Origin of the sequence: Aquabacterium sp. (assembly GCF_041915145.1) — a bacterium.
Taxonomy (GTDB): domain Bacteria; phylum Pseudomonadota; class Gammaproteobacteria; order Burkholderiales; family Burkholderiaceae_C; genus Aquabacterium.
The window spans coordinates 1-20,218 of the sequence record NZ_JAYSBZ010000034.1 but is presented as its reverse complement, the minus strand read 5'-3'; the positions used below and the strand labels follow the sequence as shown (position 1 = coordinate 20,218).

Annotated in this window: 19 protein-coding genes; 11 read left to right on the top strand and 8 right to left on the bottom strand. The window is 62.4% G+C overall.

The features are described from left to right. Together ACE3SS_RS08305 and ACE3SS_RS08300 are read left to right on the top strand one after the other, a co-directional pair. Entirely contained in the window at positions 1 to 666 is a 666-nt protein-coding gene (locus ACE3SS_RS08305; RefSeq protein ID WP_374592805.1) for an HAD-IA family hydrolase, read from the top strand. Beyond that, positions 653 to 1,057, top strand: a complete 405-nt coding sequence (locus ACE3SS_RS08300; protein ID WP_374592803.1) for a Rieske (2Fe-2S) protein — start codon at positions 653 to 655, stop codon at positions 1,055 to 1,057. The genes ACE3SS_RS08305 and ACE3SS_RS08300 overlap by 14 nt, the downstream gene beginning before the upstream one ends. Here ACE3SS_RS08300 and ACE3SS_RS08295 read toward each other — a convergent pair. Together ACE3SS_RS08295 and ACE3SS_RS08290 are read right to left on the bottom strand one after the other, a co-directional pair. Further along, positions 1,027 to 1,869, bottom strand: coding sequence for an HDOD domain-containing protein (locus ACE3SS_RS08295; protein ID WP_374592829.1), 843 nt, complete (start codon positions 1,867 to 1,869; stop codon positions 1,027 to 1,029). The two genes, ACE3SS_RS08300 and ACE3SS_RS08295, sit on opposite strands and share 31 nt — an antisense overlap. A gap of 145 nt (positions 1,870 to 2,014) precedes the next feature. Then, on the bottom strand, positions 2,015 to 2,752 hold the full coding sequence (locus ACE3SS_RS08290; RefSeq protein WP_374592827.1) for a chalcone isomerase family protein: 738 nt from the start codon (positions 2,750 to 2,752) through the stop codon (positions 2,015 to 2,017). A 127-nt stretch (positions 2,753 to 2,879) separates the two neighbouring features. Between ACE3SS_RS08290 and ACE3SS_RS08285 the strand changes: the two genes are divergently transcribed. Next, positions 2,880 to 3,659 (top strand): type III pantothenate kinase, encoded by a 780-nt coding sequence (locus tag ACE3SS_RS08285; RefSeq protein WP_374592801.1) that lies wholly within the window; start codon positions 2,880 to 2,882, stop codon positions 3,657 to 3,659. Between the two features lie 20 nt (positions 3,660 to 3,679). Here the strand turns inward: ACE3SS_RS08285 and ACE3SS_RS08280 are convergent, their stop codons facing one another. The 6 genes from ACE3SS_RS08280 to ACE3SS_RS08255 all read right to left on the bottom strand — a co-directional run bounded on the left by ACE3SS_RS08280 (position 3,680) and on the right by ACE3SS_RS08255 (position 10,533). Beyond that, positions 3,680 to 4,447: an ion channel gene (locus tag ACE3SS_RS08280; protein ID WP_374592799.1), complete on the bottom strand. Its 768-nt coding sequence runs from the start codon at positions 4,445 to 4,447 to the stop codon at positions 3,680 to 3,682. An 11-nt stretch (positions 4,448 to 4,458) separates the two neighbouring features. Next, positions 4,459 to 5,790, bottom strand: a complete 1,332-nt coding sequence (gene hslU / locus ACE3SS_RS08275) for an ATP-dependent protease ATPase subunit HslU (protein ID WP_374592797.1) — start codon at positions 5,788 to 5,790, stop codon at positions 4,459 to 4,461. Next, a complete protein-coding gene (hslV, locus tag ACE3SS_RS08270) occupies positions 5,790 to 6,323 on the bottom strand; it encodes an ATP-dependent protease subunit HslV (RefSeq protein WP_374592795.1) in 534 nt (177 codons plus the stop codon). The genes hslU and hslV overlap by 1 nt, the downstream gene beginning before the upstream one ends. A 241-nt stretch (positions 6,324 to 6,564) precedes the next feature. Further along, positions 6,565 to 8,316, bottom strand: a complete 1,752-nt coding sequence (locus tag ACE3SS_RS08265; protein WP_374592793.1) for a hypothetical protein — start codon at positions 8,314 to 8,316, stop codon at positions 6,565 to 6,567. A 163-nt stretch (positions 8,317 to 8,479) separates the two neighbouring features. Continuing rightward, positions 8,480 to 9,355, bottom strand: coding sequence for an RNA polymerase-binding protein DksA (gene dksA, locus ACE3SS_RS08260; protein WP_374592791.1), 876 nt, complete (start codon positions 9,353 to 9,355; stop codon positions 8,480 to 8,482). A 137-nt stretch (positions 9,356 to 9,492) separates the two neighbouring features. Beyond that, positions 9,493 to 10,533: a GTP-binding protein gene (locus ACE3SS_RS08255; RefSeq protein WP_374592789.1), complete on the bottom strand. Its 1,041-nt coding sequence runs from the start codon at positions 10,531 to 10,533 to the stop codon at positions 9,493 to 9,495. A gap of 97 nt (positions 10,534 to 10,630) precedes the next feature. Here ACE3SS_RS08255 and ACE3SS_RS08250 point away from each other — a divergent pair, with 97 nt between their 5' ends. From ACE3SS_RS08250 to aceK, 8 genes are all read left to right on the top strand, one after another. Then, positions 10,631 to 11,542 carry an HlyC/CorC family transporter gene (locus ACE3SS_RS08250; protein WP_374592787.1) on the top strand — a complete coding sequence of 304 codons (912 nt, stop codon included), beginning with the start codon at positions 10,631 to 10,633 and terminating at the stop codon, positions 11,540 to 11,542. Between the two features lie 3 nt (positions 11,543 to 11,545). Further along, entirely contained in the window at positions 11,546 to 13,114 is a 1,569-nt protein-coding gene (gene lnt, locus ACE3SS_RS08245; RefSeq protein WP_374592785.1) for an apolipoprotein N-acyltransferase, read from the top strand. Positions 13,115 to 13,233: 119 nt separating this feature from the next. Further along, the gene (gene glyQ, locus ACE3SS_RS08240) at positions 13,234 to 14,157 is read left to right on the top strand and encodes a glycine--tRNA ligase subunit alpha (protein ID WP_374592783.1); all 924 of its coding nucleotides are present in this window, start codon (positions 13,234 to 13,236) and stop codon (positions 14,155 to 14,157) included. 2 nt (positions 14,158 to 14,159) lie between these two features. Next, the gene (gene glyS / locus ACE3SS_RS08235; protein ID WP_374592781.1) at positions 14,160 to 16,307 is read left to right on the top strand and encodes a glycine--tRNA ligase subunit beta; all 2,148 of its coding nucleotides are present in this window, start codon (positions 14,160 to 14,162) and stop codon (positions 16,305 to 16,307) included. A gap of 93 nt (positions 16,308 to 16,400) precedes the next feature. Further along, positions 16,401 to 16,760 carry a hypothetical protein gene (locus ACE3SS_RS08230; RefSeq protein ID WP_374592779.1) on the top strand — a complete coding sequence of 120 codons (360 nt, stop codon included), beginning with the start codon at positions 16,401 to 16,403 and terminating at the stop codon, positions 16,758 to 16,760. Between the two features lie 215 nt (positions 16,761 to 16,975). Further along, entirely contained in the window at positions 16,976 to 17,776 is an 801-nt protein-coding gene (locus ACE3SS_RS08225; RefSeq protein ID WP_374592777.1) for a M48 family metallopeptidase, read from the top strand. Between the two features lie 77 nt (positions 17,777 to 17,853). Then, positions 17,854 to 18,510, top strand: a complete 657-nt coding sequence (gene can / locus ACE3SS_RS08220; protein WP_374592775.1) for a carbonate dehydratase — start codon at positions 17,854 to 17,856, stop codon at positions 18,508 to 18,510. A 79-nt stretch (positions 18,511 to 18,589) separates the two neighbouring features. Continuing rightward, on the top strand, positions 18,590 to 20,218 hold a 1,629-nt coding region (gene aceK / locus ACE3SS_RS08215), incomplete at its 3' end, for a bifunctional isocitrate dehydrogenase kinase/phosphatase (RefSeq protein WP_374592773.1).

The following is a 20,218-nucleotide window of genomic DNA, read 5'->3' as shown; positions in this document are numbered from 1 at the left end:
ATGACCGACCGCCCACGCCAGTTCGATCTGGTCGTTTTCGACTGGGATGGCACCTTGTTCGACTCCACGGCGCTGATCGTGCGTTGCATCCAGGCCGCGTGCGAAGACCTGGACATGCCTCGCCCATCCGACAGCGTGGCGGCCTACGTGATCGGCATGGGCCTGCATGAAGCCCTTGCGCACGTGGTACCCGAATTGCCGCCGCAGCGCGTGCCCGAGATGGCTTTGCGCTATCGACATCACTATTTCGCCCGGCAACATGAGCTGACCTTGTTCGAGGGCAGCCTGGAATTGCTGGCTCGCCTGAAGGCGCGGCATCACTGGCTGGCGGTGGCCACTGGCAAATCGCGCCAGGGCTTGAACGAGGCCTTGGCTCATGCGCAGCTGCATGGCGTGTTCGACGCCACGCGTACCGCCGACGAAACGGCGTCCAAGCCGCATCCGCAGATGTTGCTCGAATTGATGCGCGAGCTGGGCGTCGATCCGGAGCGCACCGTGATGATCGGCGACACCACGCATGACTTGCAGTTGGCCGCCAATGCGGGGACTGCGGCGGTGGCTGTGAGTTATGGGGCTCACGAACCCGAGGCATTCGGATCGTTTGATACGCGCTTCGTGGCGCATTCGATGGCGGATCTCAGCGCCTGGCTATATGAGCACGCCTGACGCCCGCCCATTCGGGCCGGGGCAGCGTCTGTGCCGCTCGGCTGAGCTCATCGAACGCGGCAAGGGCTTCTTGTTCGAGGTGCTCGAATACGGCCGCAAGGCGCCGGCGTTTGCGTTGCGTTACGACGGTCAGGTGGTGGCCTACCTGAACCGCTGCGCGCATGTGCCCACCACGTTGGACTGGCAACCCGGCGAGTTTCTGGACGCTGACCAGCGTTGGCTGCTGTGCTCGGTGCATGGGGCGTCTTACGAGCCGCACTCGGGGCGTTGTGTGGGCGGCCCTTGCGGGCGGGGCAAGCTGACCGCCATCGAAGTGGTCGAAATCGATGGCTGGGTGATGTGGTTCCCCAGCCGTGATATTCAACCTTCCAGCTCCAGCAGCTTGGAGTAAGCGGATGTCGTCGATAGGTTGAGCAACTCGGCGACAGCGGCGATGTCGTCAGGCAGGGCTGCCTGAGCCCAGGCCGTGTTCCAGCCGTCCTGGGTGTGGCGGGCGATGCGGGTTGCCAGCATCACGGTTTTGACTTGCGGGTGATCGGCGTGCTTGTCGTCCGTGGCGCGTGTGAGCAGTTCCGGCAGGTGCCAAGACTTCATCAAGGCTTGTTCCAGATCGCACAACTCGATACCCAGCACCGTTTTTTGCACGATGCTGGAGCGTGCGGCATGGTCTTGCTGCTGGATCTGTGCAATGCGCAAGGCCAGGGTTGGCGCGTGACACCACAGCAGCATCTCGGCGAAATCATGAATCAACGCCGCCGACTGGATCACCGCCGCGTCTTCATCCATGCGATGCACGGCAAATCCCAGGGCTAGATTTGCCGCCCGGAACGAACGCCGCAACACGCGTTGCAAGCCCATCAGCGCTTGTGGCTGTCCCGCCAAGTGTTCGCTCAGGGTCGGGAGCGTTCCAAATGCGCGGAAGAACGGGCCGATGCCCATCAGCACGATGGCGGCCGTGACCGTTTCAGCGTCCGTGATGCGTGAGGCCGTGCGGCGGCGGGCGCATTCGATCAGCACCTTCAGCGTCATCAGGGGGTCGGCGGCGACACACTGTGACAGGATCTGTGCATCGACATTGCCGCGCTCTTCCTCGGCCACGCGCAACATGGCCAGTTCTTCCGCAGTGGTCGGCAAGACCGGGATGTCTGCATTCTGGAAATATTCGGTCCAGGCTTTAAGGTGGGGCAGAGGTTGGCTCAACATTTTCAAATACCCGCTTCGTCAATTGGTTTTCGGCGGCAGGAGGCAGGAATTGAATGCGTGGAATTACTGAGCCATGAAAAAAGCCTCCGGTGCGCGGAGGCTTTCATCGGTAGCGGTGCAATACCGCAACAGCCGTGCCGGTATATCAGCTGGCTTTGCCGATCAGCGCCTTTTTCAGGTCGGAATCGACAGGGTGATCGCCCAGCCAGATCTTCAGCAACGCCTGGAAGAAATCTTCGCCGGCGATGTCGTGACCTTTTTGCTGACCGTTGAACAGCACGCGAGTGCCAGCGCCAGGCACGAAATTGATCTGGATCTTCGAGCCTTTGCGGGCCTCGCCAACCGACAGCATCAGCTTTTTCAGGTCTTCGATCTGGGCTTGATATTTGGTGACGTCAGCTTCGCTGTTATTGGCCTTGAACCCCTTGATCATGGCTTCAGCGAAATCTTCGCCAGTCAGGTTTCGCAGCAGGCCGATCTGCACGCTCTTGGCGCCAGGTTGCGCGAGCAGGCCCTGTGCCGTGGCGTCTTTCTTCGCGACGTACAAGCCGGCGGCATAGACGTCGATGATGACCTTGGTGCGAACGCCGGCGCCATTGAGCATCAGCGACTGATTATTGATTTGGGCAGTGTCTTCAAACTTCACGCCAGCAACGTCTACGGCGGCCCAGGCGGGGGTGGTCATCACGCAGGCGGCGAGTACGATGGCGCGCATCGAGAATTTCATTGCTTTCTCCTGTAGTCCGGGTTCGGACGATATTTGAATTGAATGGAACCAGTTGACGTTGGTCTGAGCCCGCGACAAGTGAACAAAGCAGAGGGTTCGTATGACCAGCGCGCGGATGTTAAACGGATGAACTCGCCATGTCGCTGACGGCACCACCAATCATGGGGTGCGAGCTTGTAACCGAATGATTTGACCGACCCGATTGGCCTGACAATGCGCGCTCGTCAGGCGTCGGAGGCGCTGCATTGAAGCTGTATATGTATTTCTTTCTAGGTGGCCGGGCATGAGTTTCCTCGTGATGGATATCGGCAACACTCGCTTGAAGTGGGGCGTGTATTCCGAGCCTCGCCCAGGTGCCGAGTACCTGGCCGGAGGTGCCGTGGTGCTGGAGGAAATCGACCACCTGGCTCGTGATCAGTGGGCCGATCTGAGCCACCCGCAGCAGATGCTCGGGTGTGCCGTGGCGGGTGATGGCGTGAAGCGTCGCGTCGAGGAGCAACTGGAGATCTGGCGGTTGAAGCCTCAATGGGTGTCGTCGCAGGCTCAGGCCGCCGGCGTGATCAACCGCTATGAGCATCCAAGCCGATTGGGGGCGGATCGCTGGGCCGCGATCGTTGGCGCACGTCACCGCGTGCTGGCGCATGTACGCGCATCGGGGCAGGAGCCTCGCCCGGCGGTGGTGGTGATGGTCGGCACGGCTGTCACGGTGGATGCGATCGACGCGCAAGGGCGCTTTCTGGGCGGGTTGATCTTGCCCGGTTTCGGCTTGATGCTGAAGGCGCTGGAACTCGGCACGGCGGGCTTGAAGGTGCCCAGCGGAGAGGTACGAGACTTTCCGCGCAACACCAGCGACGCGCTGATGAGTGGTGGTGCTGAGGCAATCGCTGGCGCGGTGGAGCGCATGGTCGCACGCATGGCTCGGCAATTCGGCTCGCAGCCGCATCTTCTGATGTCGGGCGGGGCGGCTCCGAAGCTCGCGCCCAGCATCGAGCAGCCTCTCGAGGTGGTCGAGCACCTCATCTTCGAGGGGCTGCTGCAGTTGGCGCTCGCCCCAGAACAGTGATCTGGGGCAACACAGCCGAGTTATTGCCCTGACGCCCTGCGGTGCTCTTCACGCAGTGCCGCGACCTCTTCGCGCAGCGATTTCAGCTCGCGATGCAGTTCACGCAGGATGTCGCGCTCAACCTGTTGCTCTTGGGACTTCACGAACATGGCTGCGATCGACGCCGTGACCAGCGACAACATCCCGCAACCCAGCAGCACCACGAACACCGAAAAGATGCGGGACGCGGTGGTCGTGGGCACCACATCGCCGTAGCCCACGGTGGCCGCGGTGATGAATGCCAGCCACAGGCCGTCTTCGAGAGACTGCACTTCGGGGTCGAGCCAGTAAAAGCCGGCGCCACACAGCAGCAGCACACCGGCAGCCAGCACCAGCAGTCGCACCAGCCCGGTCTGCGTGAAGACCCCCCCCATCAGCTTCACCAATCGAAGCAAGATGAAGAACGCGGTGACCATGCGCCACGCCAATGAGGCTTCGGACGTCGTGGAGGCCGGGAGGACGGCGCTGCCCAGCACGCCGCACATCAACCATAGATCGAGCGAATATTCGCGGGCGTGACTCCAACTGCGTGGATTCGATGCGAGCAGGTGCACCAGACGCAGCACCACCACCAAGGTGCAGATGCCATACAGCGCCATCGGCCAACGCGTGATCTGCGCGTTGAGCGACAGATAAAACGCCGGAATGGTGGCCAGCAGCGCTACCAGATGTGGCCACTTCCATAACTCGACCCGTCGTTGTCGGGCGGCATGGTGGGGCGGGGTTGTCTGGTTGAGGTGATCGCTCATCGAATCACGCGTCACAAGATGAATCGGGACAGGTCTTCGTTGCTGGACAGCGCGCCCAGTTTGCCGTCGACGTAGGCCGCATCGATCCGGATCGACTGACCGGTGAGTCCGGGCGCGTCGAACGATACCTCGTCCAGCAAGCGCTCCATGACGGTGGACAGCCGCCGGGCGCCGATGTTTTCGGTTCGTTCGTTCACGTCGCAGGCGATTTGGGCCACGCGTTGCAGTCCGTCGGTGGTGAAGTCGAGCGTCACGCCCTCGGTGCCGAGCAAGGCCTGGTACTGCCGCATCAGGCTGGCATCCGTTTGCGTGAGGATGGCCTCGAAGTCCTGCACCGAAAGCGAAGCGAGTTCCACCCGAATCGGAAAGCGTCCCTGCAGCTCCGGGATCAGATCACTCGGCTTGCTCAGGTGAAACGCGCCCGACGCGATGAACAGGATGTGGTCGGTGCGCACCATGCCGTACTTGGTGTTGACCGTCGTGCCCTCGACCAGCGGCAACAGATCTCTCTGCACGCCCTGGCGCGACACCTCGGCGCCCTGGCTGTCGGCGCGCGAGGTGACCTTGTCGATCTCGTCGATGAACACGATGCCGTTCTGCTCGGCGTTATGCACCGCGCGGCTGCGGATGTCGTCCTCGTTGAGCAGACGAGCCGCTTCCTCATCGGCCAGCACCTTCTTGGCTTCGCCGATCTTGAGCTTGCGAGCCTGCTTGCGGCCCGCGCCGACCTGGGCAAACATGCCGCGCAACTGCTCGGCCATCTCTTCCATGCCGGGCGGGGTCACGATGTCCATCTGCGCGCGGGGTTCGCTCAGCTCGATCTCGATCTCCTTGTCGTCGAGCGAGCCTTCGCGCAGGCGCTTGCGCATGATCTGGCGTGCCGAGTTGTCGGCTGGGGCGGCAGGCGCGAGGCCAAACTCGGCGCGTGGGGGTGGCACCAGCACGTTGAGGATGCGCTCCTCGGCCGCGTCATCGGCCTTGTTGCGCTGCTCGCGCATCTCGCGGTCGCGCTCTTGCTTGACGGCGGATTCCACCAAGTCGCGAATGATCGAGTCAACGTCCTTGCCCACGTAACCGACTTCGGTGAACTTGGTGGCCTCGACCTTGATGAACGGGGCGTCCGCCAGCTTGGCCAGCCGGCGCGCGATCTCGGTCTTGCCCACCCCGGTGGGGCCGATCATCAGGATGTTCTTGGGTGTGATCTCCTGGCGCAGCGTGTCTTCGACCTGCTGGCGGCGCCAGCGGTTGCGCAGGGCGATGGCCACGGCACGCTTGGCGTCGTGTTGCCCCACGATGTGGCGATCGAGTTCGGCGACGATGGCTTGCGGCGTCATGTGGCTCATCACAAGGTCTCGATGGTGTGGTTCTGGTTGGTGTAGATGCACAAGTCGCCGGCGATCTCGAGCGACTTCTTGACGATCTCCGGCGGAGTCAGCGTGGTTTCGCCCAGCAAGGCGCGCGCTGCGGCCTGAGCGTAGGCGCCGCCCGAGCCGATGGCGATGATGCCGTGCTCGGGCTCCAGCACGTCGCCATTGCCTGTGATGATGAGCGACGTCTGGGCATCGGCAACGGCCAGCATGGCCTCCAGGCGGCGCAGCACGCGGTCGGTGCGCCAGTCGCGAGTCAATTCAACCGCGGCGCGGGCGAGGTGCCCTTGGTGTTTCTCGAGCTTGGCTTCGAAGCGCTCGAACAACGTGAATGCATCGGCGGTGGCGCCGGCAAACCCGGCCAGCACCTGCTCCCGATACAGCTTGCGTACTTTCCGGGCGCTGGCCTTGACCACGATATGGCCCAGCGTGACTTGCCCATCGCCGCCCAAGGCTACTTGATTGCCACGCCGAACGCTGACGATGGTGGTGCCGTGAAACGCTTCCATGAGTAAGTTCGATCCGAATGTGAGGAGAAGGCAAGCGCAGCTGTGCTCAACCTGCCATTTTGAAGGGCGTCAGTGCACCGAGAGGTCGCCGAGATCAAAAAGGCAGTGAAGGCGCTGGGGCGCAGTTCAGGAAGCGGGGTGCGTGATACGGGGCGATAGACCAGCGGCCAGGCGACCATCAAGGAGGCAGTGCCTTCGAGCGAATTCGCCGTGGACCCGTGAAGGCTCGGAAGAGGCGGCGTCAGACGTTGCGCAGCCGTACTCGTGCGTGTTCGTTGATTCCCATCGCGCCAAAGAACAAGGCCACCAGACGGTTTGCCTCTTCCAGGTGGATCGTGCGGTTCTCCGCGCGGCGGCCCAGCACCCAGTTCAGCAGATCACCGGCGGCAATGAAATCGACGCGAATCAGGTGCGCGCAGCTGATATCGAGTACCGTGGCATTGCCAACCGATTCGTCCAGCTTGGTGAGAACGGGGCCAATATCACCTACCAGTTGGCCACTGAGTTCGAGCGACGCCATCTCGAGCATGGCAGGCTCATCCTGGAAGCGCGATTCGACGAAGCTCGTCGAGACATCGCTGATTTTGGATAACTGCGCTGCTGCCGTCGACGTGAGCGCGTGTTCATCGCTGTTGACAACCTTGCATCTGGCAGGCTCCCACGACGGAGGCGACACCTCATAGGTCACGCAGTAATCGATCGCCACTTCGTCGAACTGATCGCTGCGGCCCAGCAGGCGCAGCACATCCAGACGGAGCAGCCAGTAGGCAGGGTCGGCATCGCGGGATCCGGTCGGTGAGGCGTCCTGCAGCAGGCTTAGTAGGTGCTGCGCGCCAATCCAGCGCATTTCGTAGGTTTCGTTGGCCCAACTGCGAAGGGTCAGGCTCAGCTGGTGGCAGACTTGCGGATCGATGTGCTGAAGCGCGCTCCAGTCCAACACCCAGGGCAGGGGCATTTGCAGGATCTGGGCGCGCAAGTGCGTCAGCGCATCTTCATCAAGCGTAACCGGGCAGGCCCAACCAACAGCCGGAGCAGCCTGGGGCGTCGCTGCTGCTGGTTTGGCCACGACAACCCGCTTGGCCGCTTCAGCTGCAGTGGCGGCATTGGCCTGCGCCACCTGCTTGGGCAGCGAAAACCATTGCGGTGCAGACTGGCCAAAACGCTGGGCGTAGTCGAGCGCCAGTGGGTCGAACTTGGCGTGCTGATCTGTTGCGCGGTAGAGATCGAACAACACCATCCAGGTTTCTGGATGATCGGCTCGACGACCATTCGGAGCGATCAGGGCAGAGAGCGAAAGTTCACATTGATCGAAGTCGGCGTTGGCGAATGCGATCACGGCCTCGTCCAGCTCGGGGTCGTGAACCACCTCGCTGACGTCCATTGCCAACGGATCGTTGAATGCCGCGCCCGAATGCAGATTCAATGGCGTGGCGACAGCAGGCCTGGATGGAGACACCGCCGATGTCAATACGACAGGGTTGGGCGGCGCCGAGGCCGATCGAGCTGCCTCGATGACTTCGGACGAGATGGTGTCGGTGTCGAAGCGCTCGCGCGAGGGGGCTTCTTCCATGCTCGCCGGCAGGGTCGTGGCGTTGTAGAACGACGGGGTGTGCGACTGGCTGGCGGCGTGCTTGCGCAGCGATTCGCCCACCATTTGCTGCTCGATCGCGTCGATCTTGGCTTTGACCTCGCGATCGGGTTTGGCGCTGTCGTTGACGCGCGATTCGGAGTCTAGATTGGACGAGGTGCCGATCAGATCGCCGCCCGACACGCCGTCACGGCGGATCTTGCGCAGCATGTCGAATTCTCGCTTGCGCACGAAATCGTTGCGGCGCTTGCGTTCCACCATGGCCTTGATCTCAGACTTGGCGTATTCGCTTTCCAGGCCGTCTTCTGGCGGCGAACTCAACTCAGCCCAGTCGGTCGTGGGGTTTACGACAAAACGCGCAACCTTGCGCAAAAAGCCAGGAGGGGTTTTCGGTGCGTCTGCCATGTTGAATGGGTCAGCGGACTACGCCGACCGGCCAGACTTGAACACACCGCACCACGCGGCGTGCCTGCGTGGAAGACGAAACTTGGCAAGAAACCGAATGCATCAAGAACATGGCAAGGCAGGGCGCGGCAGAGTAGGCGCAAGCTTACTCTTGCGCCAGGCGTCAATCTCCGAAAAGCTTTTGCTTCAATTCGCGACGCTGCTGCGCTTCGAGGGACAACGTAGCCGTCGGGCGAGCAATCAGTCGGCCCAAACCGATGGGCTCACCCGTCTCGTCGCAATAACCGTACTCGCCCGAATCAATGCGGACAAGTGCTTGCGAGATCTTTTTCAGCAGTTTGCGTTCCCGATCGCGGGTGCGCAACTCCAGGGCGTGCTCTTCTTCAATGGTCGCGCGATCTGCGGGATCCGGCACGATCGAGGTGTCTTCGCGCAAATGCTCGGTTGTTTCGCCCGCGTTGGAGAGCAGGTCTTCCTTCAGGAGGTCCAGCCGGGCCTTGAAGAATTCGAGCTGTTTCTCGTTCATGTACTCACTGTCTGGCATGGCCAGCAGTTCGGCTTCCGAGAGATCTCGGCCAGCCTTGTTTTTCCAGGCGTTGGCGAGTTTGGGATCCACCTTGACGGCGGTTGCAGTTTGGGGCATTTGAGTAGGTAAATCGAGGCGGCTGGGCTTGTACACCGGTGCTGGAGCGGGAATCTGGTGCGCCGGTGGCAGAGACACGGGAACGGATTTCTGTTTGGCTGCCTTGGTTGCAACAACTTTGGCGCCCTTCTGAGAGCTTGAATCGGCAGCCTTGCTGATGACTTGAGTGTTTTTTGGTTCTGGAGCAGCCTTGGCTGCGGTTTTTGGGGCAGCCTTGGCCGAACTGGCGGGCGCTTGGGTTGGCTTTTCTGACGCCGTCTTTGATGTCTTGCTTGGGGCCTTGACTACTTTGGCAGGCGTCTTGGGTGATGCCGCTGCGGTTTTCGCCGGCGGTTTTGCGATCACCGTCTTTTTGGCGGTGACTTCCTTAGAAACTCGCTGGGCCGTCTTGCTCACAGGGATCTCCTCGCGACATTGGTGACCACTCAACCCCTCCCCATCGTGATGCGGGTTTTGGACTTGATCAGAACTACCGAATTTCAAGCGCGGCGGATTGTAGCCACGAAGCCGCTTGAGTCAATTTACGGGCAGTTTCAGGCCAGGCACTGTTCGAGACCTTGACGGAAGATGTCTTGCGGCAAGTCAATGCCGATGAACACCATTTTGCTGGCTTTGACTTCGCCGGGAGCCCATTTGGGGCCGACATCGCTGCCCATCAATTGGTGAACGCCCTGGAAAACGACCTTGCGGTCCATGCCGACCACATTGAGCACGCCTTTGTAGCGCAGCATCTTGGGGCCATAAAGCTGGACCATGCCGCCCAGGAAATCTTCGAGCTTGGCCGGATTGAAGGGGCGGTTGGAGCGGAACACGAACGATTTCACATCGTCGTCATGGCGATGGTGGTGAGGGTGGCAGCAAGTTTCGCCGTGCTCGTGATGATGGTCGTGATCGTGGTGATGCTTGTGCCCGGCATCGACCGCCAGGAAGTCGGGGTCGATGTCGAGTTTGGCGTTCAGATTGAACCCACGCAGATCGAACACGTCCGCCAGCGGCACTTCGCCGAAGTGCACCCGATGCTGCGGGGCGCGGGGGTTCATGTGCTTGACGCGGTGGCTCAGCTCATCGGCCTCGGCCTGCGACACCAGGTCGGTCTTGCTCAGGAAGATCTGGTCGGCGAATCCGACCTGGCGACGTGCTTCCTGGCGGTCGTCGAGTTGCTTCGAGCCGTGTTTGGCATCCACCAGCGTGAGGATCGAGTCGAGCAGGTAGATCTCGGCGATCTCGTCGTCCATGAAAAAGGTCTGCGCCACCGGGCCGGGGTCGGCCAATCCGGTCGTTTCGATGACCACGCGTTCGAAATCGAGGTGCCCCTCGCGCTTCTTGGCGGCCAGGTTGGACAGCGTGGCGCGCAGATCTTCGCGGATGGTGCAGCAGATGCAACCGTTGTTCATCTGGATGATCTGCTCGTCGGTATCCGACACCAGGATGTCGTTGTCGATGTTTTCTTCGCCGAATTCGTTTTCGATGACCGCGATTTTCTGGCCGTGGGATTCGGTGAGGATTCGCTTGAGCAGAGTGGTCTTGCCGCTGCCGAGGAAGCCGGTGAGGATGGTGACGGGTATGAGGCTCATGGTGCCTGACTCTATTAAAAGACGAATGCTAGCGCCGATCCGATTTTCATGGTGATCGGGTATTCTTGGCGCTCCCCCACTACCGACACCCGCTGACGTGTCTGATCCTTACCCTAGTCGACCGCCCCGCGCGGCAGACAAGCACGCCAACGAGCGGCACGGAGCGCACGCAGACCGCCGCAGTCTGCTTGATCGCTTCGTCGAATTCATTTCGCCCGGCCCCGACTCCACCGACGAACTCATCGAAACCCTGGCCGATGCCGAGCAGCGTGAGCTGATCGAGCCGCAGTCACGAGTGATGCTCGAAAACATCTTGCGCATGGCCGATCTCACGGCTGGCGACGTGATGGTGGCGGTCAAGCGCATGGACTTGCTCGACATCGATGCGGCCTACGAAGATCTGCTGGCCGTGGTCATTGATACGGGGCATTCCCGTTTTCCGGTGTTCGAGGGGGGCCGTGAAAACATCATCGGCATCCTGCTTGCCAAGGATCTGCTCAAGCTGCAGCGCGCCCCCGAGCTCAACTTGCGTACCTTGTTGCGTCCGCCGATCTTCGTGCCCGAGTCCAAGCGCCTCAATGAATTGCTGAGCGATTTCCGCTCGAATCGCAATCACTTGGCCATCGTGATTGACGAGTTCGGCCGCACGGCCGGCCTGGTGACGATCGAAGATGTGCTCGAGGAAATCGTCGGCGAGATCGAAGACGAGTTCGACGAGAAGGACGGTGAAAGCAACATCTTCACGCTGGCCGACGGCAGTCAGCGCGTGGCGGGCGATGCCGACATCGGTGCTGTCAATCACGCTTTTGACGTTAATTTGTCGGTTGACGATTTCGACACCATCGGTGGCTATGTGGCCCATGAGCTGGGGCATGTGCCGCGTCGAGGCGAGGTTTTCGCGATGGGCGGTTTGCGTTTCCAGGTCATGCTGGCGCGAGGCGGCTCGGTTCGCTGGTTCAAGGTGACGCGTGACCAGGACGATCGTTCTGGCTCGGGCACCCGTACATAGCTCATGCGTCGGCGGTTGATCGGCGCAAGCACGGAGGGCGCTGGCCTTCGGCATGTTCTGACCGGGCAGTCTCTTCTGGTTGTCGGGGCGGCGTGCGCGCAAGTTCTGGCTTATTCGCCGCGGGCTCTGGGCTTGCAGTCGGCTTGGTGGCTGCAGGCCTTGGCTGCGACCGTGCTGGCCAGGAGTGTGGGCCGCGTGGCGACCTGGCGCCGAGGCGCTTGGCTGGGCTGGCTTTACGGCACGGCCTGGTTCGCGGCGGCTACCGCCTGGCTGTTCATCAGCATGCATCGCTACGGCGGTTTGCCTGCCGGTTTGGCGGCGTTGGCGGTGCTGGCGCTCAGCGCGTTCATGGCCTTGGGCCTCGCCGCAGCGATGGCCCTGTTCGTGGCTTGGCGGCGAGGGCGCATCGTGGTCGATGCCTTGTTGTTCGGCGCACTGTGGCTGTTGGCCGAATGGGCTCGCGGGGTACTGTTGACTGGGTTCCCGTGGGCGGCGGCCGGTTACGCCTACGTTGACAGCCCCTTGGCAGCGTTGGCTCCGTGGGGTGGTGTCTACGGTATCGGGGCGGTCGCGGCTTGTTTGGCTGCAGGGGTGGGCTTGGCGCGCACCGTGCCGATGGCTGGGGCCGCTTTGCTGGTTGGGGGCTCGGTGTTCGGTGGGGTATCTCTGCTCGGCGCGCGTGATTTCACGGCTGGCGCGGGCGAGATGCAGGTGATCTTGCTGCAGGGCAATGTCCCGCAAAACGAGAAATTCCTGCCATCGAACCTGCTCAGTCAGCTGACGTGGTATGGCCAGGCGCTGGAGGCCGCTGGCGACGGACTGGTGGTGGCGCCGGAGACGGCCATTCCGCTGCTGCCGTCGATGACGCCTGCCTCGTATTGGGACAACCTGCGCGCCGCGTTCGACCGGCCCGGTCGCGCGGCCCTGGTGGGCGTGCCGCTGGGCACCGAGCGGCAGGGATACACGAATTCGGTGGTCGGCCTGTCGGCCCAGACCACTGGCGGTGCGCTGCCCAGCTACCAATACAGCAAGCATCACCTGGTGCCGTTCGGCGAATTCGTCCCGACGGGTTTTCATTGGTTCGTTCGCATGATGAACATCCCGCTGGGCGACTTCAACCGGGGCGACTTGGATCAACCGTCGTTCGCTGCGCTGGGGCAGCGGATCGCGCCGAACATCTGCTACGAAGACGTTTTTGGCGAGGAGCTCGCGGCGCGCATGGTTGACGCCGATCGTGCGCCGACGGTTTTGGCGAACCTGAGCAACATCGGCTGGTTCACGCCGTCGCTGGCGGTCGAGCAGCATCTGCAGATGTCGCGGATGCGGACGCTGGAATTGCAGCGGCCGATGATTCGCGCAACCAATACCGGCGCGACGGTGGTGATCGATCACCGCGGGCGGGTCACGGCCAGTCTGGCGCCTTACGAGCAGGGCGTGTTGCGCGCTTCCGTCGAGGGGCGGGCTGGGACAACTCCGTTCGCCTGGTGGGCTGGGCGATGGGGTTTGTGGCCGCTGCTGTGCCTGGCTCTGGCCGCGATCGCAGCGATACGCCGCCTGCCGCGAAGCCCTTGAAAGGCGCACACGGCGCCCCCGTAGAATTTGTCACTCTCCGGTGAACGGTTTTGCGACGGTAGCCGTACCCCGTCAAAGCCGCGTTCGCCTTCCGAATTCAAGCCAACCAGAAACACACCATGCTGACCTTCCAGCAAATCATCCTGCGCTTGCAGGAGTATTGGGACGCCCAAGGCTGCGCCCTGCTGCAACCCTACGACATGGAAGTGGGCGCCGGCACCAGCCACACCGCCACGTTCTTGCGCGCCATCGGCCCCGAGCCCTGGAAGGCCGCCTACGTGCAGCCCAGCCGTCGCCCCAAAGATGGGCGTTACGGCGAGAACCCGAACCGTCTGCAGCACTACTACCAATTCCAGGTCGTGCTCAAGCCCGCGCCGGCCAACATCCTCGAGCTCTACCTGGGCTCGCTCGAAGCGCTCGGCTTCGATCTCAAGAAGAACGACATCCGCTTCGTCGAAGACGACTGGGAGAACCCCACGCTCGGCGCCTGGGGCCTGGGCTGGGAGGTCTGGCTCAACGGCATGGAGGTGACGCAGTTCACCTACTTCCAGCAAGTGGGGGGCATCGATTGCAAGCCCATCACCGGTGAGATCACCTATGGCCTGGAACGTCTGGCCATGTACCTGCAAGGCGTGGAGAACGTCTACGACCTCACTTACGCGCCCGGTCTGAAATACGGCGACGTGTTTCACCAGAACGAAGTCGAGCAGAGTACCTACAACTTCGAGCACAGCGACGTCGACTTCCTGTTGACGGCATTCGGTGCGTACGAGAAGCAGGCCAAGAACCTGATGGAGCAGCAGCTCGCCTTGCCCGCCTACGAGCAAGTGCTGAAGGCCGCGCACACCTTCAACCTGCTCGACGCTCGCGGCGCCATCAGCGTGACCGAGCGCGCCGGCTACATCGGCCGCATCCGCAACCTGGCGCGCAGCGTGGCGGCCAGCTACCTCGACAGCCGCGCACGACTGGGCTTCCCGATGGCGCCCAAGGCCTGGGCCGATGAAGTCGTGGCCCAAATCAATAACAACAAGAAGGCAGCCTGAGCATGACTACCAAGAATCTGTTGGTCGAGTTGTTTGTTGAAGAACTGCCGCCCAAGGCGTTGAACAAGCTCGGGCAGGCGTTTTCGTCGGTGCTGGTCGAGTCGCTGAAGCAGCAAGGTTTGGCGGGCAGCGCCAGCGTGGCGACGGATTTCGCGTCGCCGCGCCGTCTGGCGGTGCATGTGACCCAGGTCGCGCTCAAGGCGGCCGACAAACCGGTGTCGCAGAAATTGATGCCGGTGAGCGTGGGTCTGGATGCCCAGGGCCACGCCACGCCGGCGCTGCTGAAGAAGCTGGCGTCGCTGGGCGCCGGGCCGGATGCCGTGGCCAGCCTCAAGCGGCAACCCGACGGCAAGGCCGAAGCGCTGTTCTTTGACAGCGTGGTGGCCGGTGCCACCCTTGCCGAAGGCCTGCAGAAGGCGCTCGAAGAGGCGCTGGCCAAGTTGCCGATCCCGAAGGTCATGAAGTACCAGCTGGCTGACGGCTGGAGCAGCGTCGATTTCGTGCGCCCCGCACATGGCCTGATTGCGTTGCACGGCGACGAGGTGGTGGACGTGGCGGTGCTCGGCTTGACGTCGGGCCGGCAAACGCACGGTCATCGCTTTGAAGCGAGCGTCGATCCGATCGTCATCAAAGACGCCGACAGCTACGACGAGCAACTGCGCACCCAGGGCGCCGTGATCGCAGGTTTCGCCGCACGCCGCGCCGAGATCGTGCGCCAGCTGCAAGCGGCCGCTGCCAAGGCCGGCGTCAACCTCAAGCCGATTGACGACGACGCGCTGCTCGACGAGGTGACCGCGCTGGTCGAGCGCCCGAATGTGCTGATGGGGCAGTTTGAAGAAGCCTTCCTGGAGGTGCCGCAAGAGTGCCTGATCCTCACCATGAAGGCCAACCAGAAGTACTTCCCGCTGCTGAACGAAGCCGGCAAGCTGACCAACAAGTTCCTGCTCGTCAGCAACATCCAGCCGGCCGACCCGAGCGCGGTGATCGGCGGCAACGAGCGCGTGGTGCGCCCGCGTCTGGCTGATGCCAAGTTCTTCTTCGATCAAGACCGCAAGAAGACGCTGGCCTCGCGCGTCGATGGCTTGGCCAAGGTGGTCTACCACGGCAAGCTGGGCACGCAAGGTGAACGCGCCGAGCGCGTGCGCGCCATCGGCCACGAGATCGTCAAGCAGCTGCGCATGGCCGTGTACCCGTATACCGTGCTGGCCAAGGACGAGCTCGACGTGCTCGACAGCAAGGTGCAGCAGGCAGCCTCGCTGGCCAAGACCGACTTGCTGACCGACATGGTGGGCGAATTCCCGGAGCTGCAGGGCATCATGGGTGGCTACTACGCCCGTCATGAAGGCCTGCGCGACGGCGTGGCGATCGCCATCGAAGACCACTACAAGCCGCGCTTCGCGGGTGACAGCCTGCCGCGCAACCACACGGGCACGGTGGTCGCGCTGGCCGACAAGTTGGAGACGCTGGTCGGCCTGTTCGGCATTGGCCAGTTGCCCACCGGAGACAAAGACCCGTTCGCGCTGCGCCGCCACGCGCTGGGCGTGATCCGCATCCTGGTTGAAAAGAATTTGTCGCTCGACCTGCCTGCGCTGATCGCGTCGGCCGTGCCGGCATTCGGCGAGCTCATCGCCAACCCGTCCGAACCTTTGCTGGCGTTCATGCTCGATCGGCTGGCGGTGTCGCTGCGCGAGCAGGGCTACAGCGCGCAAGAGGTCGATGCGGTGCTGGCCTTGCGCCCGCAGCGTCTGGCAGACGTGCCCAAGCGCCTGGCAGCCGTGCGCGCTTTTGCAGCCTTGCCCGAAGCGGCTTCGCTGGCTGCGGCCAACAAGCGCGTCGGCAATATCCTCAAAAAGGTTGAAGGCGAGGTCGAAGCCAAGGTGGACGCAGCCATGCTCAAGGAGCCCGCCGAGGCCGCGTTGGCGCAGGCGCTGGCGGGCGTCAAGCCGCAGGCCGACCAGGCTTTCGAGCAGGGCGACTACGCGGGTTCACTCAAGGCGCTGGCCGTGCTGAAGGAACCGGTGGACGCCTTCTTCGACGGTGTGATGGTCAACGCCGAAGACCCGACCTTGCGCGCCAACCGGCTGGGCTTGCTGGCCCTGTTGCACGCGGCGATGAACCGGGTGGCTGACCTGTCGAAACTCGCCGCTTGACGCGGGCGCTTTTCGACTCGGTTTTGGAAGGCGAGGCGGTTTGATGGACAAAGCCATGGTGTATTTGCGCGCGGTGATATTTGCCTTGTTGAAATGAATGCCCGTGGTCAGCGCGCCGTGTTGTGTTCCAGGCATCAGTCGGCCTGGGAAACCCTCACCTATCCGGTGTTGCTGCCCATGCCGTTGAGCCATGTGTTCAAGCGTGAGCTGATCTTGGCGTCGTTTTTCGGCTGGTCGATGGCCCGGCTGGGAGGCTTGTTCTTGCAGCGGCCCGGCGTGGTGGACGTGTCGTTCGGCTGGCCCATCGACTCGCGAGGCCACACGCCCGACTCGCTGATGCCGGACGTGGAGCAGTGGATCGAATCCGAAATGCGCAAGCTCGATGCCGAGGTTTACAAGGGTGAGTTCGTCGCCGAACCCGCCTCGATTCGGAAGGCATCGTTCGGCACATGACTCGCAAGATGGGGGCGGCTCAAGTTGATACGGACACCCCGCAGATGTCTCTGTGGCGAGACGACCGCTCTTGCGTCGATGGCGCCCCGCCGCCGAGTCCGGCGTTGAGTCCGTGCGCCACGACGCCAAACCCTCCCGCGCCGAGCCCGATTGACACGGCGATGAGCGCTTGCGTGCCGCGCGCCGTGGATGCAGTCCGGGCATCGCCCGAGTCTTTGCATCAGACTCACCGGCACGATGCCGCGATCGGCTCGCATGTGGCATTTCGGCATCCTCGGGCCGAGCGCGAGATCCGCCTGGGCAACGTGTTGGTGGCTTATGAATTCAAGCGCGCGCGTCGACGCAGCATCGGCATGGTGGTCAGCACCGAGGGCCTGAGCGTGCGTGCGCCGCGCTGGGTGGGCTGGGGCGAAGTGGAAGCCGCGCTGCGCGACAAGGCCGACTGGATTCGCAACAAGCTGGCCGAGCAACATGAACGGGCGCGCAAGCAAGATTCCGCCCGCATCGAATGGCGCGATGGCACGAGCTTGCCGTTCTTGGGCGACACCGTGATCCTGGTGCTCGACGACCGGGTGACTGGTGCCGTGCTGCGCACCGACGCCCAGGCGCTGCCCGGCGTGCCGCGTCTGACCTTGCGCGTGGGCCTGCCACATGCAGCGCAACCCGAGCAGATTCGAGACGTGGTGCAGTCGTGGCTGCAGCGTCAAGCCCGGCAAGTGTTCGAGGAGCGTTGCGCCGTGTTCTCGCAGCGCTTGGGCGTGAGCGTCAAGCGCGTGTCGTTGTCGAGTGCTCAAACCCGTTGGGGCAGTGCCAGCGCCGACGGCTCGATCCGGCTCAACTGGCGTCTGGTGCACCTGGGCCTGTCCACCATCGATTACGTGGTGGCTCACGAGCTGGCGCATTTGCGCGAGATGAACCACAGCCCGCGTTTCTGGGACGTCGTCCGCTCGGTGATCCCTGATCTCGACGAGGCGAGGGGGCGGCTGCGCGATCAGATCCTGCCCCAACTCGACTGATCCTCTGCGGCTTGTCGGATTCGCCTCGGCGGGTTGTTAGGATGCTGGCTGGCATTTATCACCTACGTTGAGCGCCCATGGATCTGCAATCACTGTTCGAGAAAAACCGCGAGTGGGCCCAAGAAACCGAACAGCGCTCGCCCGGTTTTTTCACCCGTCTGCAAAACCAGCAGTCGCCGCAATATCTCTGGATCGGCTGCTCCGACAGCCGCGTGCCGGCCAATGAGATCGTCGGCCTGCTTCCGGGCGAGTTGTTCGTGCACCGCAATGTGGCCAACGTGGTGGTGCATTCCGATCTCAATTGCCTGTCGGTCATGGAGTTCGCCATCGACAAGCTGCAGGTGCGCCATGTGATCGTGGTGGGGCACTACGGGTGCAGCGGCGTTCGCGCGGCCATGGACAACGTGCACGTCGGCATCGCCGACAACTGGCTGCGACACGTGCAGGACGTGCGCAACAAGCACCAGTATTGGCTCGACGCCTTGCCCGGCGATGAGCAGCGCCATCGCGCCCTGTGCGAATTGAATGTGCTGGAGCAGACGCTCAACGTCTGCCAGACCACCGTGGTTCAGGACGCCTGGAAGCGCAACCAACTGGTCGTCGTGCACGGCTGGGTATACGGCTTGCATAACGGCTTGCTGAACAACCTGCACTTGACCGTGTCGGGCGCATCGGACGTCAAGGGCGCCTACGCGCAAGCGCTGAATGGCCTGAAGGCGCGCTATCTCGGCTGATCAACGTCTTGCGCCAGCCTTGTCCGACCTTATCCATTGCTCGTCAGCCGGCGTTGTCCGGCCAATATCAGAGACCACGATGTTTCCGCAAAAACTCACCGATTCGCGCGCCTTCGAGATTGCCCAAGCCATGCTGGAGGGCTTCAACCGCCATTACCGTCTGTTTCGCCAGGCGGGCGCCGAAGCCAAGCTGCGCTTCGAGTCGGCCGATTGGCACGGCCAGCAGCGAGGCAACCGCGAGCGCATCGAGTTCTACGACCTGCGGGTCGAAGAGGCCGTGGATCGGCTGCAATCTGAATTCGGTGCGAGCGCCTTGCCCATGGAGGTGTGGCAGCAGATCAAGCTCCACTACATCGGCTTGCTGGTCAACCACCATCAGCCCGAGCTGGCCGAGACGTTCTTCAACTCGGTGACCATCAAGATCCTGCATCGACGCTACTTCCGCAACGATTTCATCTTCGTGCGGCCGGCGGTGTCCACCGAGTACATCGAGATCGACGACAAGCAGTCGGCGCTGACCTTCCGGGCCTACTACCCGAAGTTGGAAACCATGCGCGATGTGTTGACCAAGATCGTGCGCGACTTCAACTTGAACGTCGAGTTTGACGATCTGGATCGCGACATCGGCTTCGTGATGGACGACCTGCACGGTCAGATCGACAACGTGCGGCTGCGCACGAATTTCCAGTTCCAGGTACTGTCGTCGCTGTTCTATCGCAACAAAGGAGCCTACATCGTTGGCAAGGTGGTCAACGGGTATCGCTCGTTGCCGTTCGCGCTGCCGATCCTGCACAACTCGCGACAGCGTCTGTACATCGACACCGTTTTGCTCGGCGAAGACGACATGCAGGCGCTGTTCAGCTTCGCGCGTGCCTATTTCATGGTCGAGATGGACATCCCGTCGGGCTACGTGCAGTTCTTGCGGTCGATGATGCCGCGCAAGCCGCGCGCCGAGCTCTACAACGCCATCGGCCTGCAGAAGCAGGGCAAGAACCTGTTTTATCGCGACTTTCTATTTCACCTGCGCCATTCGAGCGACCGCTTTCGCATCGCGCCGGGCATCAAGGGCATGGTGATGCTGGTGTTCGATCTGCCGTCGTACCCGTTCGTCTTCAAGATCATCAAAGACTTCTTCCCGCCGCAGAAAGAAACGACACGCGAGCAGATCAAGGGCAAATACCAGCTCATCAAGCAGCACGATCGCGTCGGGCGCATGGCCGACTCGCTCGAATTCACCAACGTGGCTTTCCCGCGGGATCGCTTCGATGAGGAGCTGATGGCCGAGTTGCATCACTTTGCGCCCAGCCTGATCGAAGAAGAGGGCGACTACCTCATCGTCAAGCACGTCTACATCGAGCGACGAATGATCCCGCTGAACATCTATCTTCAAGAGGCTGGGCCCGAGCAACTGGAGCACGCCGTGATCGAGTACGGCAACGCGCTGAAAGACTTGGTGGCGGCCAATATCTTTCCGGGCGACATGCTCTGGAAAAACTTCGGCGTCACGCGCAACGGCAAGGTCGTGTTCTACGACTACGACGAGATCGAGTACGTCACCGACTGCAACTTCCGGCGCGTGCCGGCGCCGCGCAACGAAGACGATGAAATGTCGGGCGAGGTCTGGTACAGCGTGGGGCCGCATGATGTGTTCCCCGAGACGTTCGGCCCGTTCCTGCTGGGCAATCCGCAGGTTCGCGAGGTGTTCATG